This window comes from Streptomyces sp. AP-93 (assembly GCF_022808175.1).
Taxonomy (GTDB): Bacteria; Actinomycetota; Actinomycetes; order Streptomycetales; family Streptomycetaceae; genus Streptomyces.
Window position 1 is genome coordinate 73,656 of the sequence record NZ_JALGBX010000025.1, and the last position, 24,639, is coordinate 98,294.

Annotated in this window: 28 protein-coding genes and 2 pseudogenes; 9 read left to right on the top strand and 21 right to left on the bottom strand. The window is 70.9% G+C overall.

Translation table 11 applies throughout. The features are described 5' to 3' along the window. The first annotated feature begins 87 nt into the window (after window positions 1-87). Window positions 88-741, top strand: coding sequence for a DinB family protein (locus tag MTF69_RS33165; RefSeq protein WP_243340031.1), 654 nt, complete (start codon window positions 88-90; stop codon window positions 739-741). Here the strand turns inward: MTF69_RS33165 and MTF69_RS33170 are convergent. Beyond that, window positions 689-1,792 (bottom strand): procyclic acidic repetitive family protein, encoded by a 1,104-nt coding sequence (locus MTF69_RS33170; protein ID WP_243340033.1) that lies wholly within the window; start codon window positions 1,790-1,792, stop codon window positions 689-691. The two genes, MTF69_RS33165 and MTF69_RS33170, sit on opposite strands and share 53 nt — an antisense overlap. A gap of 306 nt (window positions 1,793-2,098) precedes the next feature. Next, window positions 2,099-2,584: a hypothetical protein gene (locus MTF69_RS33175; RefSeq protein WP_243340035.1), complete on the bottom strand. Its 486-nt coding sequence runs from the start codon at window positions 2,582-2,584 to the stop codon at window positions 2,099-2,101. 312 nt (window positions 2,585-2,896) lie between these two features. Between MTF69_RS33175 and MTF69_RS33180 the strand changes: the two genes are divergently transcribed. Next, window positions 2,897-3,757, top strand: a complete 861-nt coding sequence (locus MTF69_RS33180; RefSeq protein ID WP_243340037.1) for a helix-turn-helix transcriptional regulator — start codon at window positions 2,897-2,899, stop codon at window positions 3,755-3,757. Then, window positions 3,754-3,945 (top strand): DUF397 domain-containing protein, encoded by a 192-nt coding sequence (locus tag MTF69_RS33185; protein ID WP_243340038.1) that lies wholly within the window; start codon window positions 3,754-3,756, stop codon window positions 3,943-3,945. The genes MTF69_RS33180 and MTF69_RS33185 overlap by 4 nt, the downstream gene beginning before the upstream one ends. Window positions 3,946-3,973: 28 nt before the next feature. Here MTF69_RS33185 and MTF69_RS33190 read toward each other — a convergent pair. Then, window positions 3,974-4,157, bottom strand: a pseudogene (locus MTF69_RS33190) (hypothetical protein); the annotation flags it as partial. Window positions 4,158-4,336: 179 nt separating this feature from the next. Between MTF69_RS33190 and MTF69_RS33195 the strand changes: the two are divergent. Further along, window positions 4,337-4,915, top strand: coding sequence for an O-methyltransferase (locus tag MTF69_RS33195; protein ID WP_243340040.1), 579 nt, complete (start codon window positions 4,337-4,339; stop codon window positions 4,913-4,915). Between the two features lie 45 nt (window positions 4,916-4,960). Here MTF69_RS33195 and MTF69_RS33200 read toward each other — a convergent pair whose 3' ends face one another. From MTF69_RS33200 to MTF69_RS33220, 6 genes are all read right to left on the bottom strand, one after another. Beyond that, window positions 4,961-5,671 carry a DUF6461 domain-containing protein gene (locus tag MTF69_RS33200; protein ID WP_243340042.1) on the bottom strand — a complete coding sequence of 237 codons (711 nt, stop codon included), beginning with the start codon at window positions 5,669-5,671 and terminating at the stop codon, window positions 4,961-4,963. Window positions 5,672-5,757: 86 nt separating this feature from the next. Next, complete coding sequence (locus MTF69_RS33205) at window positions 5,758-7,149, bottom strand: dicarboxylate/amino acid:cation symporter (RefSeq protein WP_243340044.1); 1,392 nt, start codon at window positions 7,147-7,149, stop codon at window positions 5,758-5,760. Between the two features lie 121 nt (window positions 7,150-7,270). Further along, a complete protein-coding gene (locus MTF69_RS43870) occupies window positions 7,271-7,378 on the bottom strand; it encodes a putative leader peptide (RefSeq protein WP_323182336.1) in 108 nt (35 codons plus the stop codon). Window positions 7,379-7,554: 176 nt separating this feature from the next. Continuing rightward, complete coding sequence (locus tag MTF69_RS33210; RefSeq protein WP_279346581.1) at window positions 7,555-7,830, bottom strand: DUF4229 domain-containing protein; 276 nt, start codon at window positions 7,828-7,830, stop codon at window positions 7,555-7,557. 243 nt (window positions 7,831-8,073) lie between these two features. After that, window positions 8,074-9,237, bottom strand: coding sequence for an aminofutalosine synthase MqnE (gene mqnE, locus MTF69_RS33215; protein ID WP_243340056.1), 1,164 nt, complete (start codon window positions 9,235-9,237; stop codon window positions 8,074-8,076). 102 nt (window positions 9,238-9,339) lie between these two features. Beyond that, entirely contained in the window at window positions 9,340-9,795 is a 456-nt protein-coding gene (locus MTF69_RS33220) for an Lrp/AsnC family transcriptional regulator (RefSeq protein ID WP_243340137.1), read from the bottom strand. A 130-nt stretch (window positions 9,796-9,925) separates the two neighbouring features. Here MTF69_RS33220 and MTF69_RS43115 point away from each other — a divergent pair, with 130 nt between their 5' ends. After that, window positions 9,926-10,060 (top strand): hypothetical protein, encoded by a 135-nt coding sequence (locus tag MTF69_RS43115; RefSeq protein ID WP_275431884.1) that lies wholly within the window; start codon window positions 9,926-9,928, stop codon window positions 10,058-10,060. On the opposite strand, the gene MTF69_RS33225 is transcribed toward MTF69_RS43115, so the two are convergent. After that, window positions 10,057-10,743, bottom strand: a complete 687-nt coding sequence (locus tag MTF69_RS33225; protein WP_243340057.1) for a UbiX family flavin prenyltransferase — start codon at window positions 10,741-10,743, stop codon at window positions 10,057-10,059. The two genes, MTF69_RS43115 and MTF69_RS33225, sit on opposite strands and share 4 nt — an antisense overlap. An 85-nt stretch (window positions 10,744-10,828) precedes the next feature. Between MTF69_RS33225 and MTF69_RS33230 the strand changes: the two genes are divergently transcribed. Next, the gene (locus MTF69_RS33230; protein ID WP_374324706.1) at window positions 10,829-11,467 is read left to right on the top strand and encodes a rhomboid family intramembrane serine protease; all 639 of its coding nucleotides are present in this window, start codon (window positions 10,829-10,831) and stop codon (window positions 11,465-11,467) included. Here MTF69_RS33230 and MTF69_RS33235 read toward each other — a convergent pair whose 3' ends face one another. From MTF69_RS33235 to MTF69_RS33250, 4 genes are all read right to left on the bottom strand, one after another. Beyond that, window positions 11,468-12,034, bottom strand: coding sequence for a Uma2 family endonuclease (locus MTF69_RS33235; RefSeq protein WP_243340059.1), 567 nt, complete (start codon window positions 12,032-12,034; stop codon window positions 11,468-11,470). It abuts the gene before it with no gap. Window positions 12,035-12,100: 66 nt separating this feature from the next. Then, the gene (mqnP, locus tag MTF69_RS33240; protein ID WP_243340061.1) at window positions 12,101-13,027 is read right to left on the bottom strand and encodes a menaquinone biosynthesis prenyltransferase MqnP; all 927 of its coding nucleotides are present in this window, start codon (window positions 13,025-13,027) and stop codon (window positions 12,101-12,103) included. Beyond that, the gene (locus MTF69_RS33245) at window positions 13,024-13,491 is read right to left on the bottom strand and encodes a hypothetical protein (protein WP_243340063.1); all 468 of its coding nucleotides are present in this window, start codon (window positions 13,489-13,491) and stop codon (window positions 13,024-13,026) included. Before MTF69_RS33245 ends, mqnP begins: the two co-directional genes overlap by 4 nt. Further along, window positions 13,488-14,945, bottom strand: coding sequence for a menaquinone biosynthesis decarboxylase (locus MTF69_RS33250; RefSeq protein WP_243340066.1), 1,458 nt, complete (start codon window positions 14,943-14,945; stop codon window positions 13,488-13,490). Before MTF69_RS33250 ends, MTF69_RS33245 begins: the two co-directional genes overlap by 4 nt. 117 nt (window positions 14,946-15,062) lie before the next feature. On the opposite strand from MTF69_RS33250, the gene MTF69_RS33255 reads away from it, so the two are divergent. Further along, window positions 15,063-15,392 (top strand): PLD nuclease N-terminal domain-containing protein, encoded by a 330-nt coding sequence (locus tag MTF69_RS33255; protein ID WP_243340068.1) that lies wholly within the window; start codon window positions 15,063-15,065, stop codon window positions 15,390-15,392. Between the two features lie 40 nt (window positions 15,393-15,432). On the opposite strand, the gene MTF69_RS33260 is transcribed toward MTF69_RS33255, so the two are convergent. Beyond that, window positions 15,433-16,344 carry a LysR family transcriptional regulator gene (locus MTF69_RS33260; RefSeq protein ID WP_243340071.1) on the bottom strand — a complete coding sequence of 304 codons (912 nt, stop codon included), beginning with the start codon at window positions 16,342-16,344 and terminating at the stop codon, window positions 15,433-15,435. A gap of 113 nt (window positions 16,345-16,457) precedes the next feature. On the opposite strand from MTF69_RS33260, the gene MTF69_RS33265 reads away from it, so the two are divergent. Next, complete coding sequence (locus MTF69_RS33265; protein ID WP_243340073.1) at window positions 16,458-17,960, top strand: MFS transporter; 1,503 nt, start codon at window positions 16,458-16,460, stop codon at window positions 17,958-17,960. Between the two features lie 12 nt (window positions 17,961-17,972). Here the strand turns inward: MTF69_RS33265 and MTF69_RS43875 are convergent. Next, a pseudogene (locus MTF69_RS43875) lies at window positions 17,973-18,239 on the bottom strand (hypothetical protein); the annotation flags it as partial. 64 nt (window positions 18,240-18,303) lie between these two features. On the opposite strand from MTF69_RS43875, the gene MTF69_RS33270 reads away from it, so the two are divergent. Then, window positions 18,304-18,777 (top strand): MarR family winged helix-turn-helix transcriptional regulator, encoded by a 474-nt coding sequence (locus MTF69_RS33270; RefSeq protein ID WP_243340075.1) that lies wholly within the window; start codon window positions 18,304-18,306, stop codon window positions 18,775-18,777. Window positions 18,778-18,872: 95 nt separating this feature from the next. Here MTF69_RS33270 and ccsB read toward each other — a convergent pair whose 3' ends face one another. The 5 genes from ccsB to MTF69_RS33295 all read right to left on the bottom strand — a co-directional run bounded on the left by ccsB (window position 18,873) and on the right by MTF69_RS33295 (window position 24,524). After that, window positions 18,873-19,967 (bottom strand): c-type cytochrome biogenesis protein CcsB, encoded by a 1,095-nt coding sequence (ccsB, locus tag MTF69_RS33275; protein ID WP_243340139.1) that lies wholly within the window; start codon window positions 19,965-19,967, stop codon window positions 18,873-18,875. After that, on the bottom strand, window positions 19,967-21,745 hold the full coding sequence (locus tag MTF69_RS33280; RefSeq protein ID WP_243340077.1) for a cytochrome c biogenesis protein ResB: 1,779 nt from the start codon (window positions 21,743-21,745) through the stop codon (window positions 19,967-19,969). The genes ccsB and MTF69_RS33280 overlap by 1 nt, the downstream gene beginning before the upstream one ends. 13 nt (window positions 21,746-21,758) lie before the next feature. Next, window positions 21,759-22,562, bottom strand: a complete 804-nt coding sequence (locus MTF69_RS33285) for a cytochrome c biogenesis CcdA family protein (RefSeq protein WP_374324713.1) — start codon at window positions 22,560-22,562, stop codon at window positions 21,759-21,761. A gap of 4 nt (window positions 22,563-22,566) precedes the next feature. Next, window positions 22,567-23,202, bottom strand: a complete 636-nt coding sequence (locus MTF69_RS33290) for a TlpA disulfide reductase family protein (protein ID WP_243340078.1) — start codon at window positions 23,200-23,202, stop codon at window positions 22,567-22,569. A gap of 89 nt (window positions 23,203-23,291) precedes the next feature. Beyond that, window positions 23,292-24,524, bottom strand: coding sequence for a hypothetical protein (locus MTF69_RS33295; RefSeq protein WP_243340141.1), 1,233 nt, complete (start codon window positions 24,522-24,524; stop codon window positions 23,292-23,294). Window positions 24,525-24,639: the final 115 nt, after the last annotated feature.

The following is a 24,639-nucleotide window of genomic DNA, read 5'->3' on the forward strand; positions in this document are numbered from 1 at the left end:
ATGCCGTGCTCACAGGTCCGGCCCCGTGAGGCGTGGATGCCCCCTAATCCCAATGCCGGAAGATCAGCCGTCCGCAAGACTGCCCCCATGACCTCCCCCGACCCGAACCCCAAGGCCGAGCTCCACTTCTACCTCCAGTCGGCCCGCGAGGCCCTCCTCTGGAAGCTCGAAGGCCTCTCGGAGTACGACGCCCGCCGCCCGCTGACCCCGACCGGCACCAACCTCCTGGGCCTCGTCAAGCACGCGGCCACCGCGGAGCTGGGCTACCTCGGCGACACCTTCGCCCGCCCCTCCGGCGAACCGGTCCCCTGGGTCGCGGAGGACGCCGAACCCAACAAGGACATGTGGGCCACCGCCGACCAGTCGCGCGCGGACATCATCGACCTCTACCACCGCGCGTGGGCGCACGCGGACGCGACGCTCGACGCACTCCCCCTGGACACGATCGGCACGGTCCCGTGGTGGCCGAGCCACGACAACCAGGTCTCCCTGCACCACGCCGTGGTCCGCGTCATCTCCGACACCCACCGGCACGCCGGCCACGCCGACATCCTCCGCGAACTGCTCGACGGCGCGGTGGGCATGCAGCCGGCCAACAACGGGCTCCCCCCGGCCGACACCACCTGGTGGGAAGCCCACCACGACCGCCTGGAACAGGCGGCGCGGGACGCCGAAGCGGTCTCCGGCGTCAAGCGGCGGGCGGGCAGTCCCGGCAGCGGCCGCCCGGCTCCGGCGCCCTGAAGGCCCGGTCGCAGCCGTCGCAGTTCTGCATCGGGTCCGGCCGCCCGGCGGGCCGTACGGGCGCTGCCGCGGGGAGGTGCGGCGGGATCCACGCCTTGAGCCGGTGCTCGAGGAGGCCCGCCGAGTGGCGGAGATCGCCGGGCAGTTCGGAGGACAGCATGACCCGTACGGCCACGGGATCCGCACCGCGCTGGAACCACTGCGCGACCAGGGGCGCCAGCCTCCGCACGTCGCGGTCGGCGAGCAGCAGCCGCGGATCGTCCCCCCGAAGCCGCGCGAGCAACGCGGCAGCCTCCGGCGGCGGTACGGGACCGGGCGCCGCCCCGGGCTCCGACACCGGCCCCAGCTCTGACACCGGCCCCGCGTCGGGCCCGAGCACCGGCTCCGGGACGGGCTCCGGGTCCGGGTCCGGGTCCCCTCCCTGCCCCTGCCCCTGCTCCTGCTCCTGGTCCTGGTCCGGCTCCCCCTCCGACTCCGGGTCTGGGTCCGGCTCCGGTTCCGGCTCCGGCACCGGAACCGACAGGGCCCCAGGGCCGGGTTCCGGCCCGGACACGGGCTCCGGGTCCGGCTCGGACGCGGGCTCCGGGTCCGGGTCCGGCTCGGTCCCAGGGCCAAGCCCAGGCCCAGGCCCAGGCGTCGGCTCGACCGCCCGCGCGGGTCCCGGCCGGGGGGCCGAACCGCACTTCGCGGACGGGTGGTTGTAGGACACCGTCCGGGTGACCACCCGCCCGCTCGCCAGCCGGACCCGGCTGCGCTCCAGGTACCCGTACTCCTCCAACTCCCGCAGGGCGCCGGAGATCCGGCCCTCCCCCTCCGGGAACCGCTCCGTCAGCCTCTTGATGCCGATGCGGGCCCCGGCGGGCAGCGACTGGATGTATCCGGCGAGGCCGATCGCGGTCAGCGACAGCGAGTGGTGCTGGAGGAGGTGGTTGCCGATCACGGTGTAGCGATCGGCGTGCTTGACCTTGACGTGGTCGACACCTGATCGGGGGGTCCCGGCGGGAACACGGGACGAGGCGCGCGAGGGCGCGCTAAGCTGCTGAAGAGCCATGGGGAAGGTAGTAGCTTCCTGTTTGGTCAGGCCCTCGATCGGGATTGCAGTCCCGGCGGGGGCCGTCTCATGTCTGAGGTTGTGTGGGGCGAGCATATGCCCGGCAACCCTCCCGAAATCCAGCCGAGTTGGCACAGTTCACCCTTGCGGGTGACGAGGCCGCGGCGGGGAGCCGGAGGGGTGGGTTTGGTTGGATTTACCTCACCGGCTTTCAAGCTTTGACGTCCGGCGCCACCGGATCCCGATTTCCCACGACCCGGTTCGCCGCGACCCCCGCCGCCATGATCCACGGGACCGGACCGACTGCTAGCCGTACGGGTTGAGGGCCCAGAAGCGGACGGTGTCGCTGCGACGGTCGAACCACAGTTGGGTGGCGTAGCCACTGCCCTCGCGGTCGAGCTCCTGCGACCGGATCCACTGCGGATCCTTCGGCCCCTCACCCACGAGCGGCCTCTCGAACCAGGAGGAGAAGTCGTCCTCCGGTCCCTCGGAGACGAAGGCGTGGGCCGCCGTCAGCTCGGCGAGCTTCCCCGGGCCCAGCCGGCAGAAGCCCGAGATCACCAGCTCCGGCGACGGCAGAGTCCGGTCGTTGTCCCGACTGCTCACCCACTGGGCATCGGCGAGCGGGCCCAGCAGCGGGAACGCCTGCTCCAGCGGCGCGGCGTCCGTACGCCAGCCATCCCCCGCCCCGCCCTCGCCGTCATCCCAGTCCTCCGCCCGCCACAGGACCCACCCGACAGGCAGGACCGCCAGCCCCAGCACCGCCCACATCAGCTTCCGTCGCTCCAACACGACTCCCCCATCCCCGACTTCGGGGCAGCCTACCCAGCTCGAACACCGCACCGCCGGGCAACCTGCGCAGGCCCTCGCGTCACGTCCAGCTCCACCCACACCGCCTTGCACTGGGCGGTGAACTGGTCGGCGCAGTCACGGATTTGCGTATTCATGTCACCGAGCGTGGCGGCGCGTGCGTACCGTGAGAAGCGGCATCGCCGCTGCGTCCCTCGTCTGTCCGGTCGCTGTCCGGTGCCGTCGCGCCTGTCCCGCCCGAGCCCCGGGAACAGAGCGCTGAGGAATTCGGCGCGTTGAATGGGGTGGACACGTATGACCAACGTGGACGGTCACGGCACGGAGGACGCCGGCTGGGACGTCGACCCCGAGGACGAACAGGGCGTCGCGGTCCTGGCCGCGCTCGGCCGCCAACTGAAGGCCTGGCGCGAGCAAGCGGGCATCCGCGCGACGGACTTCGGCATGGAGGTCGGCTACGGGGAGGACCTCGTACGCAAGGTGGAGGCGGGCAAGCGGATCCCGCGCCCGGAGTACCTGGACAAGGCGGACGAGGTACTGCGGGCGGGCGGGAAGATCGCCGCGATGAAGGCGGACATGGAACAGGTCCGCTACCCGAAGAAGGTCCGGGACCTGGCGAAGCTTGAGGGTCGGGCCGTCGAGATCGGCGTCTACAGCACGCACGTCGTGCACGGGCTGCTCCAGACGGCGGACCACGCCCGGGCCCTCTTCGAGATGCGCCAGCCCTCGTACTCGCAGGACGAGGTGGAGCGGTACACGGCCGCTCGTGTGGCCCGCCAGTCCGTCTTCGGCCGGACACCTGCCCCGGCGATCAGCTTCGTACACGAAGCATCCGCCCTGCAGCGCCCCATCGGGGGCACACTGGTGTGGCGCCAACAGCTCGAACGGCTCTTGGATGTGGGCCGGTTGCGGCACGTGACGCTCCAGGTCATGCCGAACAGCCGGGAGGCCCATGCAGGGATGGGCGGTGGCATCGAGATCCTGAAGTTCGGGGACGGCACGGCCGTCGGGCGCTCCGAAGGAGCGTTCAACGGGCGCCCAGTCTCCGACCCGAGGCAGCTCCAAGTCCTTGAGCTGCGCTATGGCATCATCCGGGCTGAGGCTCTCACACCACAGGAGTCGCAGGACTTCATCAAGGAACTGCTGGGAGAGACATGATCGGCAATCCCGAACTGCACTGGTTCAAGAGCAGCTACAGCAGCGGCAGCGAAGGCGATTCCTGCGTCGAGGTGGCCACCACCCCCGCCACGATCCACGTCCGCGACTCCAAAGACCTCCGCGAGCCCCACCTCGCCTTCACCCCCCGCGCCTGGGCCGGATTCCTCGTGCACGCCTCCAACGGCTGACCGGAGCGGAGCGGGACGCATGGCCCGCTCAAGCGGTCTCGAAGCTGAGCTGAAAGCCCAGCTCCTCGAAGCCCAACGCGGCAGCAACCCGCCGAAAGGCGGCAGGGCGCGCGCCACTGCGCCAACAGCCCGGCGGCGAGGGCATGGGCGACCGCCGTCGAGCCCGTCACCCTTGCCAGTCCTCGCCCCCGCGCTTCCGGCGCCGTCAGCACGCCGGCAGGACCTCCCGGACCGAACAGGACGGCCTCCACCGGCAGCCTCCCGCGCGTCACGAACGATCCCGGCGGCAGCGTCACTCGGCCCGGTCCGCGCAGGTCGGCACGCGCAGGCCACACCGGCCGCGCCGGGAATCGCCTTGCCCGGGAGACATAACCCCTCGCATCATCTCCGGATGGACGATACGCCGAACCAACTCCCGACCATCCTGCTCGTGTTGCGCGCCAAGGCGGCCGACGCGGGTTTCACCCTGTCCAGCGAGGACCGTACGGGCAGCCTCCTGGCGGCACTCGCCGCCGGCCGGACCGCGGGCCGGATCCTGGAGCTCGGCACCGGGGCGGGCGAGGGGACCGCCTGGCTCCTCAGCGGCATGGACCGGGCCTCCCGCCTGACCACCGTCGAACTCGCCCCCTCCGTCCAGGCCGTCGCCCGGGAACAGCTGGGCTCCGACCCGCGGGTGACCTTCGTGGCCGGGGACGGCGGCCGGTGGCTGGAGGACTTCGACGGCGCCCCCTTCGACCTCGTCTTCGCGGACACCTGGCCGGGCAAGTTCACCCACCTCGACCGGGCCCTGGAACTCGTGGCTCCCGGCGGGACCTACCTGATCGACGACCTCCTCCCCCAGCCCGGCTGGCCGCAGGACCACGCGGCCTCCGTGGAACGCCTCCTGTCCGAGCTGGACGCCCGCGAGGACTTCCGGTGCGTCCGCCTGGCCTGGTCGAGCGGACTGCTGATGGCGGTACGCACGGCCTGACGAAGCCGGCGCTGCGCGGCCCGCAGCGCCGGCTTCACCGCGGTCTCACCTGACGGACTCCCCGCGCACCTCACCCGTCGCGTACACGGCGTCCCTCAGGAGCTCCTCGGTCACCCGGACCCCCGTGAGCCGCTCGGCGAGCGCGAACACCGCCGCCTTCTCGTCGACTTCGGGGTCCCTGTCGCCCGTCGGGTTGAGGCCGAGCTCGCTCAGTACGCCGATCAGCTCGTCGGGGGCGCTGCCGGTGCGGTCCGCCGGGTCCTCGAAGGTCGTCCTCAACTCCCCCGCCTCGTACCAGTGGAAGAAGTCCATGGGCTTGCCCCCGTTGCTCGTGTGCGAGACGGCCCGCGACCCGGCGGACAGGGCCTCCATGAACCGCGGCCGCGTCCCCAGGTCCCCGCCGAACTCCATCACGAGGGTCCAGTCCCCTCCCTCGCCCTGCACGGTGAAGGCTCCCGCGAGGAAGGCGTCGGGCGAGTACCCGTACGCGTCGAGGGCCTCCGTGTGCTCGAAGACCAGGTCGTGGAACCCGTCGCACGCGTCCCGCGGCTCGGCCCCCACCACCTCCAGCACCCGCGCCGGCGTGAGGCCCCGTACCAGCGTCAGGGTGTACCCGCCTTCCAGCGCGTACGCGAACAGCGAGGGCGAGGCCCGTATCCAGCCGTAGTCGCCCGCGGTGGCGGGGGCGCGGAAACCGGCTGAGGCGTCGGAAGCGGCTGCGGCTGCGGCTGAGGCGTGTGAAGCGGCTGCGGTCATGCGCCACATTCTCCCCGCGGCCACTGACACGCACCGCAGCCCCCGCCCGGACGGGGGCGGGGGCTGCGGCAGTTGGGCGGCGGGGCTCAGGCGGTGACGAGGACCTTCTCCGGGTCGGCGTCGGCATCGCCATCGGCGTCCGTGGACGCGGCCTTGACCTCGGCCTCGGCCTCGGAGGGCTCGTCCAGCAGGGACGAGGAGGCGGTCGCGTAGGCCGCCTTGTCCAGGATGCCTTCGCGGGCCGCGACGATGACCGGTACCAGCGCCTGCCCGGCCACGTTCGTGGCGGTCCTGATCATGTCCAGGATCGGGTCGATCGCCATCAGCAGGCCCACGCCCTCCAGCGGGAGGCCCAGCGTGGAGAGGGTCAGGGTCAGCATGACCGTGGCGCCCGTCAGGCCGGCCGTCGCGGCGGAGCCGATGACCGAGACGAAGGCGATGAGGAGGTAGTCGGTGATGCCGAGCTGCACTCCGAAGATCTCCGCGATGAAGATCGCGGCGAGCGCCGGGTAGATCGCGGCGCAGCCGTCCATCTTGGTGGTCGCGCCGAACGGGACGGCGAAGGAGGCGTACTCCTTCGGGACGCCGAGGCGCTCGGTGACCTTCTGGGTGACCGGCATGGTGCCGACGGAGGAGCGGGAGACGAAGGCCAGCTGGATGGCCGGCCAGGCGCCCTTGAAGAACTGGAGCGGGTTGACCTTGGCGACGGTCCACAGGAGCAGCGGGTAGACGCCGAACATCACGAGCGCGGAGCCGACGTACACGTCCACCGTGAAGGTGGCGTACTTGCCGAGCAGGTCCCAGCCGTACGTGGCGATCGCAGTGCCGATCAGACCGACGGTGCCGATCGGGGCGAGGCGGATGACCCACCACAGCGCCTTCTGGAGCAGCTCCAGCACGGACTCGGCGAGGTTCAGCACCGGCTGGGCCTTGCTGCCGAGCTGGAGGGCGGCGATACCGGCGACGGCGGCGAGGAAGACGATCTGCAGGACGTTCAGCTCGGTGAACGGCGTGATGATGTCGGTCGGCACGATGCCGGTCAGGAAGTCCAGCCAGGACCCCTCGCGCTTCGGCAGCTTGCCGTCCTGCGGGGTGAGGCCGGTGCCGGAGCCCGGGTTGGTGAGCAGGCCGATGGCGAGGCCGATGGCCACCGCGATCAGCGACGTGATCATGAACCAGAGCAGGGTGCGCGAGGCGAGCCGCGCGGCGTTGTTCACCTTCCGGAGGTTGGTGATCGACACCAGGATGGCGAAGAAGACGAGCGGGGCGACGGCCAGCTTCAGGAGCTGGACGAATATGTCGCCTATCTGCTCCAGGGTCGTGCCGAGCCAGCTGATCTCCTGGCTGCGGGAGACCCAGCCGAGCAGCACGCCGAGCACGAGGCCGGTGACGATCTGGGCCCAGAAGGGGAACGAGAAGGAGGACTTCTTCGCCGGGGCGGGGGCCTCGGCGGCAGGGGTCTGCGGTGACGCGGACACGAACACTCTCCGGGTGGTTCTGCGGTTTCTGCGGTGGGGTGGTGGTGCGGTGCGGCAGCACCCGGAAAAGCCAAGAGCCGGGCGGGCGGGACCGCTGCTGTGCCAGGGCTGGTCGCGGGACTCAGCGACAACAGCAACAGGCCGCGGACGCGCGGCGGCAGAGGTCGACGTGCAGGCGCGCCACGAGCGGAACGCTCGGGGTCATCTGGTGCGCGGCTGTCGTCAACATGTTGAACACGCTAACACTTCCCCTTTGGGAATCTCAAAGCCTCCCTTTGGGTCGGCGCAGGCCACCGTGGGCCGCAAACCCCGGCGAACTCCCCTGAAAACGCCGAAAGCCCCGGCGTCACGGGCGGCGAACCCGGTGCCGAGGCATTTCGGTGTGTGATGAAGCTAACTGCTCGCCTACTGGCTGGCGCGCGCGGCCTCGTCGACCGCGTCGTCCTCCTGGCTGCGGTTCGCGGCGAGCTTGTCCTTCGCGCCCGCGACACGTCCGGAAATGGCCGCGGACATCTCGTCACGCTGCTTGCGCAGCAGCACGAAGGAGAGCGGCGCGGAGAGCACGAGGGCGAGCAGCACGACCCAGGCGGGGTTGGCGTCACCGAGACCGGAGGGCACCCAGCCCAGCCGGACCAGGCCGGCGACGAGGACGAGGCACCCGACGAAGATCCCCAGGCGCATCGCGGTGTAACGGATCGTCGCGCTCGGCTTGAGGGACACGGTGACCCCTTCTCTCTCGTCGTCCTACGGCGGTTTGTGCCCGTCCAGTGAAGCACGCCGGACCCCGGCCCCGGCCCGCCGGGGTCGCGCCCCGCGGGGCCCCGCAGGTCAGTACAGCGGCAGCAGGACTATTACGTGACGTCGTGCGCAAAAGGCCCCGGTCCCACGTGGGGAGGACCGGGGCCCAGGGCATCGGGACAGGCGTCAGACCCGCATCGCCTGCGGCGTCTCGCGGAGCTCCGCGTCCGGGCCGGGGTACTCGCGGATGATCTCGTAGCGCGTGTTGCGCTCGACCGGGCGGAAGCCCGCCTCGCGGATCAGTTCCAGCAGGTCCTCGCGGCCCAGCTTGTTCGGGGTGCCGTAGTTGTCCGCGTCGTGCGTGATCTTGTACTCGACGACCGAGCCGTCCATGTCGTCCGCGCCGTGCTGCAGGGCGAGCTGCGCCGTCTGCACGCCGTGCATCACCCAGAAGACCTTCACGTGCGGGACGTTGTCGAAGAGCAGACGGGAGACCGCGAAGGTCTTCAGCGCCTCGGCGCCCGTCGCCATCGTCGTACGCGCCTGGAGCTTGTTGCGTACCTTGCCGTCCTTCATGTCCACGAAGTCGTGCTGGTAGCGCAGCGGGATGAAGACCTGGAAACCGCCGGTCTCGTCCTGCAGTTCGCGCAGCCGGAGCACGTGGTCCACGCGGTGGCGCGGCTCCTCGATGTGCCCGTAGAGCATCGTCGCCGGGGTCTTGAGGCCCTTGGAGTGCGCCAGGCGGTGGATGCGCGACCAGTCTTCCCAGTGGGTGCGGTGGTCGACGATGTGCTGGCGGACCTCCCAGTCGAAGATCTCGGCACCGCCGCCGGTGAGCGATTCCAGGCCCGCGTCGATCAGCTCGTCCAGGATGTCGGAGGCCGACATGCCGGAGATCGTCTCGAAGTGGTGGATCTCGGTCGCCGTGAACGCCTTCAGCGAGACGTTCGGCAGCGCCTCCTTCAGCGCGGAGAGCGAGCGCGGGTAGTACCGCCACGGCAGGCTGGGGTGCAGGCCGTTGACGATGTGCAGCTCGGTGAGGTTCTCGTTCTCCATGGTCTTGGCCAGGCGGACGGCTTCCTCGATGCGCATCGTGTACGCGTCCTTCTCGCCCGGCTTGCGCTGGAACGAGCAGTACGCGCACGAGGCCGTGCACACGTTGGTCATGTTGAGGTGGCGGTTGACGTTGAAGTGGACGACGTCGCCGTTCTTGCGCATGCGCACCTCGTGGGCGAGGCCGCCGAGCCAGGCCAGGTCGTCCGACTCGTAGAGGGCGATGCCGTCCTCACGGGTCAGCCGCTCGCCGGAGCGAACCTTGTCCTCCAGCTCACGCTTGAGCCCAGCGTCCATGCCGGTCCTCTCCTCTGTCCTGTGTCCCCATGCCCGCCCTGCGCGGTCCGCGGCGCGGTACGTGTGCCCCACAACCGCGCCCCAACCGTACTCTCAGCGCCCTCAGGCTTCCTCCGGCAGGCCCCCGACCCGGTTCTCCCACTTGGTGGAGAGCACGATCGTCGTGCGCGTGCGCGAGACGCCCTTGGTGCTGGAGAGCTTGCGGATGATCCGCTCCAGCCCGTCCACGTCGCCGGCGCGGACCTTGAGCATGTACGAGTCGTCGCCGGCGATGAACCAGCAGTCCTCGATCTCCGAGAGGTCGCGCAGCCGGCGGGCCACGTCCTCGTGGTCCGCGGCGTCGGACAGCGAGATGCCGATCAGTGCCGTGACGCCGAGGCCGAGCGAGGCCGCGTCCACGGTCGCGCGGTAGCCGGTGATGACTCCGGCCGTCTCCAGCCGGTTGATCCGGTCGGTGACGCTGGGGCCGGAGAGGCCCACGAGCCGGCCCAGCTCGGCGTACGAGGCGCGTCCGTTCTCACGAAGTGCCTGGATGAGCTGCTTGTCCACCGCGTCCATGTACCTGGAACCTTCCATTATTCGGCATTCCCTCAAGTTTACGTATAGAATCAAAGGCACACAGGGTCGACACCCTGTGAATCTTTCAACAGATCAAAGATGATCTGACGATTTTCAGGAGTGGTTCACCGTGTACACGATCGAGATGGCCTACGCGCACATGCGACAGCTCCAGGAGCTGGCCAACCGATCCCGCACCGACCAGCCCGCCGCCGCACACCGCGTCGACAAGACCCGTAAGCCGGGGCGCGCCAAGAAGCGCTAAGCGCCACCGCTTACCTCCCGGGGGCGGGAGCCTCCGAGCTCCCCTTCCCACCGGCGGTACAGCCCGTGCGGCACCCCTGCCGCGTCGAGCACCCGCCCCGCGACGAAGTCCACCAGATCCTGGATGTGCGTCGCACCCGCGTAGAACGCCGGAGAGGCGGGCAGCACCACTGCGCCCGCCTCGTCCAGGCTCACCAGATGCTTCAGCGTCTGCCCGCTCAGCGGGGTCTCCCGCACCGTCACCACCAGCCGGCGCCGCTCCTTGAGCGTCACGCTCGCGACCCGCTGGAGCAGGTCCTTCGACAGCCCGAGCGCCACCCCGGCCACGCAGGCCGTGGACGCGGGCACGATCAGCATCCCCAGAGACGGGTACGAGCCGCTGCTCGGTCCGGCCGCCAGGTCCCCGGCCGCCCAGTGACGTACTCCGTCCAGGTCCGGGCGCGCGAAGGTACCGGGCTTGCCGTCGGCCCCCCGCTCCAGCCACTCCCCCAGGTCGCCCCGCCAGTGCGCGTCGCGGAACGCGATGCCGGTCTCGTCCAGCAGGGTCAGCCTGGACGCCCGGCTCACCACCAGGTCCACACTCTCGCCCGCCGCCAGCAGCCCGCGGATCACCGCGGCCGCGTACGGCGTCCCGGACGCCCCGGAAACCCCGACCACCCACGGGGTGCGCTTGCCCTCAGTCATACCTCCGAGACTATCCGGCCACCGCCGACGGGCACTGGCTAAGGTGGCCGCACGTTCAAGGGGTGGACACGGCGGAGGGATCGTCATGAGCGGAAGCGGAAGCGGAAGCAGCAGCAGTACGCACCCGGGCGGTACGGGATCCTTCGCCTGGAGCCGGACCGGCCGGGCGGTGGCCGCCGCGAAGCTGATGCTGGGCTGGGTGGCGCTGCTGTGGCTGATCGAGGCCGTCGACTACGCCACCGGCCACGCGCTGGACTCGTACGGGATCACCGCACGGGAGGCCGACGGGCTGAGCGGGATCCCCCTGGCGCCCTTCCTGCACTTCGGCTTCGACCACGTGGGCTCGAACACCGTCCCGCTGCTGGTCCTCGGCTTCGTCACCGCACTGAGCGGCATCGGCCGCTTCCTGGCGGTCTGTGCCGCCATCATCGTCGCCGACGGCTTCGCCGTCTGGCTGATCTCCCCGCCCCACAGCATCACGGCGGGCGCCTCCGGCCTGATCTTCGGCCTCTTCGGCTACCTGCTGGTCCGCGGCTTCGTGGAGCGCAGCCCCCTGGGCGTGGCGGTCGCGGTCGTCATCGCCGCCGTCTGGGGCACGACCTTCCTGGCCGGAGCCCTCCCGACGGACTCGGTGGTCAGCTGGCAGGCCCACCTCTTCGGCCTCCTGGCCGGCGCGGCGGTCGCCCTGGCGGCCCGGCCGCGGCCGGAGGTGGCGGCGCTCTAGCTAGGCTCCCGCCCCGGGGTCCACGGGCAGCTCGGCCGTATCCACGCGGACCCTCCCGATCCTGGTCTCCACCGCGACCGTCTCCCCGTACGGGATCACGTCACGCCCCTGGTAGCCGTCGGGCCCCGGGTTCCACAGCGTCGTGCACTGCGCCTTGTACGGGTCGAAGATCAGGTAGTGCGGGATGCCGCGCCGGGCGTAGGCCCTGTCCTTGACCTCGTAGTCGTTGCGCACACTGCTCGGGGAGACGACCTCGATGACGAGCTCGATCAGGTCGGGTGGATACGCGATGAGGTTCCTGTCCGCCTCGGCCTCCGGAATGACCGCGAGGTCCGGGCAGAACTCGTTGTCACCGTCGAAGGGGACGGCCACGTCACTGAGGAAGCCCCACTGGTCAGTCAGCTGCGCCGCGAGCGTGCTCCACAGGGTGTTTACGGTGGAGTTGTCGGTCGGCCGCAGCGGCGTCAGCACGACGGCCCCCTCGACGATCTCCGTCCGGTGGCCGGGAAACATGTCCTCGAACCGGCTGAGCCGCGAGCGCGGGCGGTCGTTCTCCGGCCTGGTCATGGCCGGAGGCTAGCGCCCCGTGCGGCTGTCGATCCGCCGGATCGGGCGTACGGCCACTCGTCCGGGTTACAGCGACAGCCCCCGCACCACCAGGTCCAGCAGCGCGCACGCGAAGAGCGCCATGCCGATGAAGCCGTTCACCGTGAAGAAGGCGCGGTTCAGGCGGGACAGGTCGTGGGGCGTGACGATGGTGTGCTCGTAGACGAAGGCCGCCACGACGATCAGCAGGCCCAGCCAGAACAGCCAGCCCGCGCCGCTCGCCACCGCGTACCAGGCCAGCAGGCCCGTGGTCACCACGTGCGCGCCGCGCGCGCCCCACAGGGCGGCCGGGATGCCGAAGCGGGCCGGGACGGACTTGACGCCCTCCGCGCGGTCCGCGGCCACGTCCTGGCAGGCGAAGATCAGGTCGAAGCCGCCGATCCACACGCCCACCGCGAGGCCGAGGATCACCGCGTCCCAGGACCACTCGCCGGTGATCGCGATCCAGGCCCCGACCGGGCCCATCGCCTGGGCGAGGCCGAGGATGGCGTGCGGGAAGTTCGTGAACCGCTTCCCGTACGGGTACACCACCATCGGCACGACGGCGACCGGCGCCAGCATCAGGCAGAGCGGGTTCAGCAGCGCCGCCGACCCGAGGAAGACCGCCAGGGCGATCCCGGCCCCGGTCCAGGCGGAGCGGACCGAGACGGCGCCCGTCACCAGCTCGCGCCCGGCGGTCCGCGGGTTCCGCGCGTCGATCTCCCGGTCGATGATCCGGTTGGCGGCCATCGCGAAGGTCCGCAGCCCCACCATGCAGATGGTGACGAGCAGCAGCTTGCCCCAGTGCATCCGCTCGTCGAGCGTGAACATGGCGGTCAGCGCGGCGATGTAGGCGAAGGGCAGCGCGAAGACCGAGTGCTCGATCATCACGAGCCGCAGGAACGCCTTGACCTTGCCGACCGGCTGCGGCGCCGGGCCGGACGAGCCGAGCAGTTCGTCGGCGGTCGTCATCATGCGAGGCTTCTCCGGAAGTCTTCGAGGTCGGCCAGCAGGTCCGCCGTGGGGAGCGTGCCGAGCTCCAGGGTCCACGGGCCCGCGTCGTGACCCTCGGGCGGGGTGACGTGGGCCGTCAGCTGCCAGGTGGTGGGAGACGGGCGCGCCTCCAGGCGCAGGAAGTTCCCGGCCTCCGCGGTGAACGGCTCGCCCTCGACCAGGGCGCGCTGGAGCTGCTCCGCGAAGTCGTCCGCCTCGACGTCCCGCGCGCCGGGCAGCTCGAAGCCGTCGCCCTCGCCGTCCTCGTCGAGCATCAGCGCCCAGACGTTGCCGGGGCCCGCGAACTCCTCGGGCGAGACGCCCGCCTGCTCGGCGGCCTCGCGGACGCCCGGGTCCGACGGGTCGAGCTCCGGGCGGACCAGGGCCACGTAGACCGTGTCCGTGCCGATGAAGAGGGCGGGGCCACCCGTCTCGATGTCGCTCACAATCCGTATTCCTTCCAGCGGCTGTCCACGAGGGCCGCGGTCGCGGGGTCGGACTCGACCATGTCAGGCCAGCCGCCGTCGCGGGTGTAACCCTCCGTCGGCAGCTTCTTCGTGGCGTCGATCCCCGCCTTGCCTCCCCAGAACTGCTGGTAGGAGGCGTGGTCCAGGTGGTCCACCGGGCCCTCCACGACGGTGAGGTCGCGGGCGTAGTCCGTATTGCCGAGCGCCCGCCAGGAGACCTCGTGGAGGTCGTGGACGTCGCAGTCCTTGTCGACCACGATGATCAGCTTGGTCAGCGACATCATGTGCGCGCCCCAGATGGCGTGCATGACCTTCTGCGCGTGCTTCGGGTACTTCTTGTCGATCGAGACGATCGCGCAGTTGTGGAAGCCGCCCGACTCGGGGAGGTGGTAGTCCACGATGTCCGGGACGATGATCTTGAGGAGCGGGAGGAAGAAGCGCTCCGTCGCACGACCCAGCGGGCCGTCCTCCGTCGGCGGCCGGCCGACCACGATCGACTGGATCAGCGGACGCTTGCGCATCGTCACGCAGTCGATCGTCAGCGCCGGGAACGGCTCCTGCGGGGTGTAGAAGCCGGTGTGGTCGCCGAACGGGCCCTCCGGGAGCGTCTCCCCGGGCTCCAGCCAGCCCTCGATGACCACCTCGGCGTTGGCCGGGACCTGGAGCGGGACCGTCTTGCAGTCCACCATCTCGATCCGCTTGCCCGCCACGAACCCGGCGAAGAGGTACTCGTCGATGTCGCCCGGCAGCGGCGCGGTCGACGCGTACGTCACGGCCGGCGGGCAGCCGAACGCGATCGCGACCGGCAGCCGCTCACCGCGCGCCGCGGCCACCGCGTAGTGGTTGCGGCTGTCCTTGTGGATCTGCCAGTGCATGCCGATGGTGCGCTTGTCGTGGCGCTGGAGGCGGTACAGGCCGAGGTTGCGCACGCCCGTCTCCGGGTGCTTCGTGTGCGTGAGCCCGAGGTTGAAGAAGGACCCGCCGTCCTTGGGCCAGGTGAAGAGGGCCGGCAGCTGGTCCAGGTCCACGTCGTCGCCGGTGAGGACGACCTCCTGGACGGGCGCGGAATCGCCCTTCACCTTCTTCGGCGGCACGTGCACCATCGACCCGAGCTTGCCGAAGGCCTCGCGGACGCCGATGAAGCCCTGCGGCAGCTCCGGCTTGAGGAGGCCGCCGATCTTCTCGCTGATCTCGGCGTACGACTTCAGCCCGAGGGCCTTCAGCAGTCGCCGGTCGGTCCCGAAGACGTTCATGGCCAGCGGCATCGCCGAGCCCTTGACGTTCTCGAAGAGCAGCGCGGGTCCACCCGCCTTGTTCACTCTGTCGACGATCTCCCCGACCTCTAGGTACGGGTCCACTTCGGCCTTGATGCGCTTGAGGTCGCCCTCCCGCTCAAGGGCCCTGAGCAGCGAGCGGAGATCGTCGTAAGCCATGACGGCAATTGTGGCATCCCCGCCCAGAGCCCGAACCGCGGCGGGGCCTCTACCCTGGAAGAGTCCACGGCGGGCCTGCCCGGTCCGCACCGTTCTTCTGGGGGTCGGTCCCACACCGTGCTGCGCTATCTGCCGTTCTTGCTGATCATCGCGCTGACCATCTACACCTTCATCGACTGCCTGAACACCCCGGAAGAAGAGGTCAAGCACCTTCCGAAGGTCGTCTGGGTCCTGATCATCCTGCTCTTCTCGATCATCGGTCCGGTGGTGTGGCTCTTCGCGGGCAAGAAGCGGGTGCCCGGCGGCGGCGGTGGCCGGTCGCGCCCGGGCCGTCGCACGTGGGTGGCGCCCGACGACAACCCGGAGTTCCTGAAGTCCCTGCGCGAGGAGCGGGACGAGAAGGACGAGCGGGACGAGCGGGACGAGAAGGACACGGACAAGGAGTAGGGCTGGGGCTCGGGCCGGGGGCTCGGGCCCGGACCGGGGCCTACGGGGCTGCGGCGCCGCCCCGCGCCGCCGCCCGCTGCGCCGCCTGCGCGAAGGCCCGTACGGCGCCGGTGTCCTCGCCCGCACGCCAGACCAGCCCGTACCCGACCGGCTCGGCGTCGGCCACCGGAACGTGGGTGACGCCGGGGCGGGCGTGGTAGGCCGCCGCGTGCGCCGAGGTCAGCAGGGCGCCCCGGCCCGCCGCGACCAGCATCAGCGCCTCCTGCAGGTTCGTCACCTCCGGGCCGCGCCGGATCGGCCGCCCGCCCGGGGTGCGCGCCGGGGCCTGGTGCTCGCGCAGGTGGGCGGGCAGGTCCCCGGCGACGGCCAGCAGCGCGACCCCCGCCAGCTCCTCCAGCGTCACGGAGTCCCGCGCGGCCAGCGGATGCCCGGCGGCCACGGCCAGCGCCCGCGCCTCGGTGAACAGCGCCGGCCCCTCCCCCAGATCGGGTTCGCGCACCGGGAACTCGGCGAAGGCCACGTCGAAGGCCCCGCCGCGCAGTTGCCCGTACGGGTCGGAGAGCGGCACCTCGCACACCTCGACGGTGATGCCGGGGTGCGTGGTGCGCAGGGCCTGCGCGGTGCGCAGGACGAGTTCGCCCGCGGGCGGGGTGGTGAAGCCGACGTGCAGCACCCCGTCCGCCGCCCGGGCCGTCGCCGCTGCCCGGTCCAGGGCGGCGGCGATGCCGCGGTGGTGGGGTTCCAGGTCGGCGCGGAGCTGGGCGCCGAGCGCGGTGAGGGCGACGCTGCGGCTGGTGCGCAGGAAGAGCCGGGCGCCGACGCGCCGTTCCAGGCGCTGCACGAGCTGGCTGACGCGGGCCCGGGAGAGCAGCATGCGCTCGGCGGTGCGGCCGAAGTGCAGCTCCTCGGCCAGGATCAGGAAGCAGTCGAGCTCATCGCGATCGGTAAGCATGGCTGAACGAACGTTGAGATCTTCGCCGTTGTTCCCCTACGGGCGGCGGGCGAGAGTGGTTGAGCCGGCAACTTCCCGCTCTTTCCCTTCCCTCGATTCTGCGAGGTCTCTCCATGGGTTCCGTCGATTCCGTCGATTCCGTCGATTCCATCCATTCCGTCGGTTCCATCCGCGGACGCCGGCTCGGCGTCCTGCTCGTCCTGTGCGGCGCCATCTTCCTCGAAGGCATCGACGTCGCGATGCTGAACGTGGCCCTGCCGTCGATCCGCGCCGACCTCGGCCTGGAAACCGGCACGCTCCAGTGGGTGATGAGCGCCTACGTGCTCGGCTACGGCGGCTTCATGCTGCTCGGCGGCCGCGCGGCCGACCTCTTCGGCCGCCGCCGGATGTTCATCGGCTGGCTGACGGTCTTCCTGCTCTTCTCCGGGCTCGGCGGGCTCGCCACCGAGGGCTGGCAGCTGATCGCCGCCCGCTTCGTGACCGGGGTCGCCGCCGCCTTCATGACCCCGGCGGGGCTCTCCATCATCACCACCGGCTTCGACGAGGGGCCCCAGCGGGAGAAGGCGCTGCTCGTGTACTCGGGCACGGCCGCCGCCGGGTTCTCCGTCGGGCTGGTCGCGGGCGGGCTGCTCGCCTCGGTGGGCTGGCGCTGGGTGTTCTTCGCTCCCGTGGCGCTGGCCGCGCTGATCCTGGCGGGCGCGCTGGTCTTCGTACCGAAGGAGGCGCCGGCCGGGCGCCGGGAGCGGGGCCGGATCGACGTGTGGGGCGGGCTGCTCGTGACCGCGGGCGTCGTGCTGCTCGTCCTCGGTGTGGAGGAGCTCGCGGCGCTGCCCGCGGTGGCGGGGCTGGCGCTGCTCGCGGCGTTCGCCCTCGTCGAGCGGCGCACGGCCGAGCCCCTGGTCCGGCTCGGGATCCTGCGCTCGCCCGGGCTGCTGCGCGCCAACGCGGCGGCGCTGCTGTTCTCGGCCGCGTTCTTCGGCTTCCAGTTCCTGGTGGTGCTCTACCTCCAGGAGGTGCGCGGCTGGTCCACCCTGCAGACCAGCCTCGCGATGCTGGTGATCGGGATCGACGCGGTCCTCTCGCCGACCCTGGTGCCGAAGCTGGTGGCGCGGTACGGGAACGGCCGGCTGATCTTCGGCGGCCTGCTGCTGGCGGCGCTGGCGTACGGGCTGTTCCTGCCGCTGGGCGCCGACTGGTCCTACCTGCTGATGCTGCCGAGCCTGATCCTGCTCGGCCTGGCCTTCGCCCTGGTCTACGGGCCGCTGACCATCGTCGCCACCGAGGGGATCGCGGAGGAGGAGCAGGGCCTGGCGGGCGGTCTCCTCTACACGGCGTTCCAGTTCGGCGCCGCGCTCGGGCTGGCCGGTGTCACGGGGGTGGCGGCCGGCGCCGCCGAGCCCCTGGACGGGTACCGGGCGGCGCTGCTCGTCCCCTTCGCGGCCGCACTGGTGGCCGCGACCGTCAGCCTGCCGGGGCTCCGGCGGGGCTCACAGCGCCCAGGGCAGGGGGCGGCTGCCCTCGGTGCCGGGGACGGAGACGAGGCCGTCGGCGCGCATGGCGACGAACACCTCGGTGTCCGCCAGGGCGTGGACGTGCCGCAGGACGTCCGGGGGTAGCACCACGGCTTCGCCCGCGGCGACCTTCTCGGTTCGGCCGCCGCAGGTGACGTCCAGGGCGCCGACGGTGACCGTCCAGACCTGCTCGCGGCTGACGGAGTGCTCGGGACCGGTGATTCCGGCGGGGATGGCGGCGTGCCAGGTGCTCAGCTCGGCGCTGCCCCGGCTGGGGGAGGCGAAGCCGGTCATGGTCGCGTTCGGGGTGGTGATGACGTGGTCGGGGGACGGGGTGATGACGCGCAAGGCGGGTCCTTCGCTTCTCGGGCCCTCGACGGGCATGTGAGTCAAGCTGCTTTACTCATTCGAGTAAAGCAGCTTGACTCACCTGTGTCACCATGTTTCGGTGACCAACCACCAAAGCGAAGAAGGCGTCGAGCTGGCCTTCCTGCTCGGCCTCGGCTTCCAGCTCCTGCTCGGCGAGTTCACCCGCCGCCTCGAAGAGGCCGGGTACGCCGACGGCCTGCGCCCCCTGCACGGCATGGCCTTCCAGGCCCTGGGCGCCTCCGGCGCCACCGCGACCGAGCTCGCCGAGCGGCTCGGGGTCACCAAGCAGGCCGCCGGGCAGCTCGTCGACGACCTGGAGCGGCGCGGGTACCTACGGCGCGAGCCGCACCCCGAGGGCGGCCGGCGCAAGCTGGTGGTCCTGACGGAGGCCGCGACCGCCCACCTGGGGGCCGCCGGACGGGTGCTGCACGAGCTGGAGGCCGAGCTCGGCCGCGGCAGCGTCGACCTCGGCGCCCTGCGCACCGAACTGGGCCGCCTGGTCCGCACCCTGAACGGCGACGGCCCCCTCCCGCCGCTGCGCCCCTCCTGGTGACGGGGCGGCGCCGGACCAGAAACGCCGAAGGGGCCGGGCGGCCTTTCGGCTGCCCGGCCCCTCCTGCGTTCCGTCCGACTGTTCCGTCCGACTGGCTAGACGCCCGCGTACGAGTGCTTGCCGCTCAGCAGGATGTTCACGCCGTAGTAGTTCCAGATCCAGCAGGCGAACGCGAAGAGCGCGAGGTACGCGGCCTTGCGGCCCTTCCAGCCGGCCGTGGCACGGGCGTGCAGGTAGCAGGCGTACGCCACCCAGGTCACGAAGGACCAGACCTCCTTGGGGTCCCAGCCCCAGTAGCGGCCCCACGCGTCGCCGGCCCAGATCGCGCCCGCGATGATCGTGAAGGTCCACAGCGGGAAGACGGCCGCGTTGATGCGGTACGAGAACTTGTCGAGCGAGGCCGCCGACGGGAAGCGCTCCATGACCGAGGTGGCGAACTTGCCCGGCTTCCCGCCCCGCACGAGCTTCGCCTCGTAGGAGTCGCGGAAGAGGTACATGACCGCGCCGGCCGCGCCGATGTAGAAGACCGCGCCGCAGATGATCGCGGTGGAGACGTGGATCAGCAGCCAGTACGACTTCAGGGCGGGGACCAGCTGGTCGCTGTCCGTGTAGAGCACCGTGGTGGCGATGCCCAGGTCGAGCAGGACCGTGGTGACCAGGAACAGGCCGAGCCAGCGGACGTTCTTCTTCAGCGCGAGGAGCAGCAGGTACGTGCCGACGGCCACCGTGGAGAAGGTGATCGAGAACTCGTACATGTTGCCCCAGGGGGCCCGCTCCACCGACATCGCGCGGGCGACGACCCCGCCCGCCGCGAGCAGGAAGCCGAGGGCGGTCAGCGAGACCGCGATGCGCCCGTACAGGTCGCCCTGGACGGTGCCGCCGGCCGCGCCGGGGCCGTCCGGGACGTCACGGGTGCCGGCGGCGCTGCGCGTGACCACCTGGGGCTTGTCGAGGACGGCGGCGGCGGCCTTGCCCCGCACCTGGACGGCGGGGGCTGCCGCCTTGGCCGCCGCGGACGACGCCCCGGAGCTGGTGAGCGCGGCGGCCGTACGGGCCACCTTGCTGCGGCTGCCGAAGATCCACTCGGCGATGTGGGCGAAGAAGGCGAGGGTGTAGACCGCCATGGACGCGTAGATCAGGTTGTTGCTGAGGTGAGCCAGACTCTCGTTGGCTGCGGCCGCGAGCTGCATCACGCGCGCTCCCCTTCGACTTCTTCGGCAGGTTCTGCGGGTTCGGATTCGGGTTCGGTGTCGGCGGCAGGCGGCGCAGGCGGCGCGGGCGCCGCGCTCGGCGCCTGCTCGTGGAGCGCGCCGGCCAGGGCCGCCAGCTCCTCCGGGAGCCTGGCGGACTCGCTGCGGCCGAGGCCCGCCATCTCGACGACGGTCACGCCGTCCTCGCCGCGGACCGCACGCACCCAGATCCGGCGGCGCTGGATGAACAGGGAGCCCGCCAGTCCCGCGATGGCGGCGACGGCGCCCGCGAGGGCGAGGCCGCTGCCGGGCTGGTGGGTGACGGAGAAGGTCGCCCAGCGCTCGATGCCCTCGAACTTCACGGTGCCCTGGCCACCGGGCAGTTCCATGCTCTCGCCGGGCACCATCCGCTTCGCGAGCGGCTTGCCGTCCGTGTCCTTGTACTGCTCCATCTTGGAGGTGTCCAGCTGGTACACGTTCTGCGGCAGGCCCGAGTCCACCCCGAGGCTGCCGTGCCACGCGTTCAGCGCGAGCGCGGGATTGTCCAGCTCCGGGAACTGGGAGAACATCGTGCCCGCCCCGGCACCCGCGAAGGTCGGCACGAACATCGCGGCGAAGCCGAGCTGTGTCGTCTTGCCGTCCTTGTTCTTGTAGCCGTCGGTGACCTTGATGGCGCCGGTGGAGGTGAGGTTGCCGTCCTGCGGCAGCATCGGCACGGCGTCCTTGTAGACCACCTTGCCGGTGGAGTCGGTCACCGAGATCACCGGCGCGTAGCCGTGGCCGAGCAGGTAGACCTTGGAGCCGTCCACCTCCAGCGGCTTGTTGACCTGGATCTCGCGCTTCTCCGGCGTGCCGTGCGCCCCGTTGCTGAAGGTGACGTACGCCTTGAAGTCGCGCGGGGTGCCCTTCTGCGGGCCGGTGCGCTCGAAGCTCGCGTCGAACTTGTCCAGGGTGAAGGAGAAGGGCGGCAGGTCGTCGGAGTCGAAGAGGCCGCCGGCCTTGAAGTCGTCGTACTGGGTGAGCGTGTTCGAGAAGCCCTTGCCGCGCAGGACGAGCTTGCCACCCTCGGACTTGAAGTACTGGCCCCAGGCGAAGGCGATCAGCATGACGATCAGCGCCACGTGGAAGACCAGGTTCCCGGCCTCGCGCAGGTAGCCCTTCTCGGCGGAGACCGATCCCGACCCCGATCCCGCACCTGCCTCCGTACGGAAGCGGCGGCGGCCGAGCAGGCCGCGCGCGGTGGAGAGCACCTCGTCCGGGGAGCTGTCCGTGCGCCAGGTCGTGTACGCGGGCATCCGGTCGAGCCGCCTGGGCGCGACCGGCGGCCGGCCGGTGAGCTGGCCGACGAACCGCCAGGAGCGCGGCAGGATGCAGCCGATCAGCGAGATGAACAGCAGCAGGTAGATCGCGGAGAACCACACCGAGCTGTAGACGTCGAAGAGCTGGAGCTTCTCGGCGACGCCCACCCAGGAGGCGTGCTCCTTCTTCCAGGCGGCGACCTTCATCAGGTCGACCTGGTTCTGCGGGACCAGCGAGCCGGGGATGGACGCCAGGGACAGCATGAAGAGCAGGATCAGCGCCACCCGCATGGAGGTGAGCTGCGCCCAGAACCAGCGGGCCCAGGCGAGCACCCCGATGCCCACGGGGCCGCCGGGGGCGTCCTCCAGCGGGGCGGTGGACAGCTGCGCGCCGGCGGCCGCCTCGGCGGTGGCTTCGGCGGCAGCGGCGGCGGCGGGGTCGTGCGGCGCCTCGGTGGACGCCTTGTCGGTCGTACTCATGTCCGTGTAGTCCTCAGATCCCCACCGTGAAGCCGTTGGTCCAGCCCTGCATGTCGCTGACGATGCTGCTCCACAATCCTGTGACGAGCAGCAGACCGGTCAGGATCAGCATGCCGCCGCCGATCCGCATCACCCACGCGTAGTGCTTCTTCACCCAGCCGAACGCGCCGAGCGCCTTGCGGAAGGCGAGGGCTGTGGCGATGAACGGCAGCCCCAGCCCCAGACAGAACACCACGGTCAGCAGCGCGCCGCGGCCCGCGGTGGCCTGCTCGATGGAGAGGGTGCCGACGGCGGCGATGGTCGGGCCCATGCAGGGGGTCCAGCCGAGGCCGAAGAGCACGCCGAGCACGGGCGCGCCGATCAGGCCGACCGCCGGCTTCTTGTGGAAGCGGAACTCCCGCATCGTCAGGCCGGGGATCGCGCCCATGAAGAACAGGCCGAGCAGGATCACCAGCCCGCCGAGGACCTGGGAGATGGTGTCCTTGTTGGCGCTGAGGGTCTGCCCGAAGAAGCCGAACAGGGCGCCGGTCGAGGTGAACACGGCCGTGAAGCCGAGGACGAACAGGGCCGCCCCGCCCAGCATCCGCCCGCGCCGGGCCTCTGCGAGGTCGGCTCCGCCGACGCCGGTCACGTAGGAGAGGTAGCCGGGGACCAGGGGCAGCACGCAGGGCGAGAAGAAGGAGATCAGCCCGGCGAGCAGGCAGATCGGCAGGGCCAGCAGCAGGCCGCCGTTGAGGACGGTCGTGTTCACGCCGGTCGATTCGGCGGCGAGGACCACGTCGGAGAGCCCGGAGAGTCCGGGGAGTGCGGTGACCACGAGGTCACTTCTCCGCGAGGAGCGGGTCGATCATCGAGCGCAGTTTCTTCTCGCTGACCGCCGCCAGGGTGCGGGAGGCGATCTTGCCGTCCTTGTCGAGGACGATCGTGGAGGGGATGGCGTTCGGGTTGAGCGTGCCCTTGGGGAAGCGGAGCATCAGCTTGCCGTTCGGGTCGAAGAGGCTCGGGTAGGTGATCCCGTAGGTCTCTTCGAAGGAGGCCGCGTTCTGCTTGGTGTTGTCGCGGGTGTTGATGCCGACGAAGGCGACGGGCTGCCCGGCCGCCTCCAGTTCCTTGGCGACCTTCGCGAAGGACGGGGCCTCGGCCCGGCAGGGCGGGCACCAGGAGCCCCAGACGTTGAGGACGACGACCTTGCCCTTGAGGGTGGTGGTGTCCAGCGTTCCGCCGTCCACCGTCTCCCCGTCGAGCTGGGGGGCCGCGGTGCGGTCGGCCTTGGCGACGGTGGCGATGCCGCTGGAGCCCGTCACGTAGTTGCCTCCGGCGGACCCGGAGGATTTGCTGCCGCCGTCCGCATCGCCGCACGCCGTGAGGGTGAGTGCGCCGGCGAGGGTCACCGCGGTCAGCAGGATGGCGCGGCCGCTGGTCGAGCGGCTGCGGCGGGGGGCGCGGCTAAGGCTCATGTGAAAAGTTTCGCATGTGCGGTTTGCGGATCTTCCGCGCCCCCCGGGGGGTCTGCCAATCCGCTGGTCAGGTACTGACCCGGGGCGGGTCAGACCGCCGTGAGATACGTGCCCCAGCCACCGGTCGGCGCCCGGCCGGGGCCGAGCGTGCGCAGCTTGGCCAGCACCTTGGGGTCCTGGACGTCGAGCCAGTCGGTGAACTGCCGGAAGGATACGAGGCGTACGTCCTTTTTGTCCGCCATGCCCTTGAGGGACTCCTCGACGGCGTCCATGTAGATGCCGCCGTTCCACTCCTCGAAGTGGTTGCCGATGAAGAGGGGCGCGCGGTTGCTCTCGTAGGCCCGCTTGAAGCCGCCCAGGTAGGCGGCGGTGGCCTGGGTGCGCCAGGCCGGGTAGTTGGACGGGACGCCCTTGGTGGTGTTCTTGGACTGGTTCGCGAGGATGTTGTAGTCCATCGACAGGACCTCGAAGGAGTGCCCGGGGAACGGGAGCGACTGCAGCGGCAGGTCCCACAGGCCCCCGCGCTTGACCGGCCACTGCTGGAGACCGCCGGGCGAGCTGGAGTCGTAGCGCCAGCCCAGCTTCCGGGCGGTCGGCAGCAGGTTGTCCCGGCCGAGCAGGCAGGGGGTGCGGGCGCCGACCAGTTCCTTGCGGTAGTCGAAGGGCAGCGGTTCCAGGTCGGTCCAGCCGGTGTTGGTGCGCCAGTTGGTGACGAAGGACACGGCCTGCTCGATCTCGCTCTGCCAGTCCTCGGGGCTCCACTTGCCGACCGAGCCGGAGCCGCCGCAGAAGTGCCCGTTGAAGTGGGTGCCTATCTCGTGGCCGTCGAGCCACGCCTCGCGCACGTACTTGAGGGTGTTGCGGACGTTCTCGTCCTTGAGGTAGCCGATGTCGGAGGCGCCGACGGGGTTGTTCGGCGGCCGGTAGAGGCTCTTCTTCGACTCGGGCAGGAGATAGATCCCGGAGAGGAAGAAGGTCATCGCCGCGCCGTGGTCCTTGGCGAGCTTGAGGAACCGGGGGAACAGGCCGTTGCCGATCTCGCCCGCGCCGTCCCAGCTGAACACCACGAACTGGGGCGGGGTCTCGCCCGGCTGGAGGGGTACGGGGGCGGCCGGCTGGTGCGGCTGCGGCCCGGTGTCGGCGGTGGATCCGTCGCCGATGGGCTTGACCACCGGGCCCTTGGGCGGGGCAGCGCCCGTCGGGTTGGCCGGGCCGGGGTTGCCCGCGCCGGACGGACCACCGACGGTGCAGCCGGTGAGGCCGGCCGCCGCGGCGGCCCCAAGTCCGAGTCCGAGTACTCCCCTTCGGCTGAAGCCGCGCATATCGCTCATGCAATTCATACAAACGGACATTTTGGCGATGTCCAGGGGCGACACGACCACGTCCGGCAACTTGTGTGAAATTAGGCAGAGTCTTGACCAAACGGGCACGGCCCGA

Coding starts and splice junctions, on each gene's coding strand:
- MTF69_RS33280 (WP_243340077.1), bottom strand. CDS start 21,745: ATGAGTACGACCGACAAGGCGTCCACCGAGGCGCCGCACGACCCCGCC.
- MTF69_RS33185 (WP_243340038.1), top strand. CDS start 3,754: ATGATCGGCAATCCCGAACTGCACTGGTTCAAGAGCAGCTACAGCAGC.
- MTF69_RS33295 (WP_243340141.1), bottom strand. CDS start 24,524: ATGCGCGGCTTCAGCCGAAGGGGAGTACTCGGACTCGGACTTGGGGCC.
- MTF69_RS33225 (WP_243340057.1), bottom strand. CDS start 10,743: ATGACTGAGGGCAAGCGCACCCCGTGGGTGGTCGGGGTTTCCGGGGCG.
- MTF69_RS33230 (WP_374324706.1), top strand. CDS start 10,829: ATGAGCGGAAGCGGAAGCGGAAGCAGCAGCAGTACGCACCCGGGCGGT.
- ccsB (WP_243340139.1), bottom strand. CDS start 19,967: ATGCAGCTCGCGGCCGCAGCCAACGAGAGTCTGGCTCACCTCAGCAAC.
- mqnP (WP_243340061.1), bottom strand. CDS start 13,027: ATGATGACGACCGCCGACGAACTGCTCGGCTCGTCCGGCCCGGCGCCG.
- MTF69_RS33265 (WP_243340073.1), top strand. CDS start 16,458: ATGGGTTCCGTCGATTCCGTCGATTCCGTCGATTCCATCCATTCCGTC.
- MTF69_RS33250 (WP_243340066.1), bottom strand. CDS start 14,945: ATGGCTTACGACGATCTCCGCTCGCTGCTCAGGGCCCTTGAGCGGGAG.
- MTF69_RS33235 (WP_243340059.1), bottom strand. CDS start 12,034: ATGACCAGGCCGGAGAACGACCGCCCGCGCTCGCGGCTCAGCCGGTTC.
- MTF69_RS33180 (WP_243340037.1), top strand. CDS start 2,897: ATGACCAACGTGGACGGTCACGGCACGGAGGACGCCGGCTGGGACGTC.
- MTF69_RS33200 (WP_243340042.1), bottom strand. CDS start 5,671: ATGACCGCAGCCGCTTCACACGCCTCAGCCGCAGCCGCAGCCGCTTCC.
- MTF69_RS33210 (WP_279346581.1), bottom strand. CDS start 7,830: ATGCGCCTGGGGATCTTCGTCGGGTGCCTCGTCCTCGTCGCCGGCCTG.
- MTF69_RS33220 (WP_243340137.1), bottom strand. CDS start 9,795: ATGGACGCGGTGGACAAGCAGCTCATCCAGGCACTTCGTGAGAACGGA.
- mqnE (WP_243340056.1), bottom strand. CDS start 9,237: ATGGACGCTGGGCTCAAGCGTGAGCTGGAGGACAAGGTTCGCTCCGGC.
- MTF69_RS33260 (WP_243340071.1), bottom strand. CDS start 16,344: ATGCTTACCGATCGCGATGAGCTCGACTGCTTCCTGATCCTGGCCGAG.
- MTF69_RS33170 (WP_243340033.1), bottom strand. CDS start 1,792: ATGGCTCTTCAGCAGCTTAGCGCGCCCTCGCGCGCCTCGTCCCGTGTT.
- MTF69_RS33195 (WP_243340040.1), top strand. CDS start 4,337: ATGGACGATACGCCGAACCAACTCCCGACCATCCTGCTCGTGTTGCGC.
- MTF69_RS43870 (WP_323182336.1), bottom strand. CDS start 7,378: ATGTTGACGACAGCCGCGCACCAGATGACCCCGAGCGTTCCGCTCGTG.
- MTF69_RS33165 (WP_243340031.1), top strand. CDS start 88: ATGACCTCCCCCGACCCGAACCCCAAGGCCGAGCTCCACTTCTACCTC.
- MTF69_RS33290 (WP_243340078.1), bottom strand. CDS start 23,202: ATGAGCCTTAGCCGCGCCCCCCGCCGCAGCCGCTCGACCAGCGGCCGC.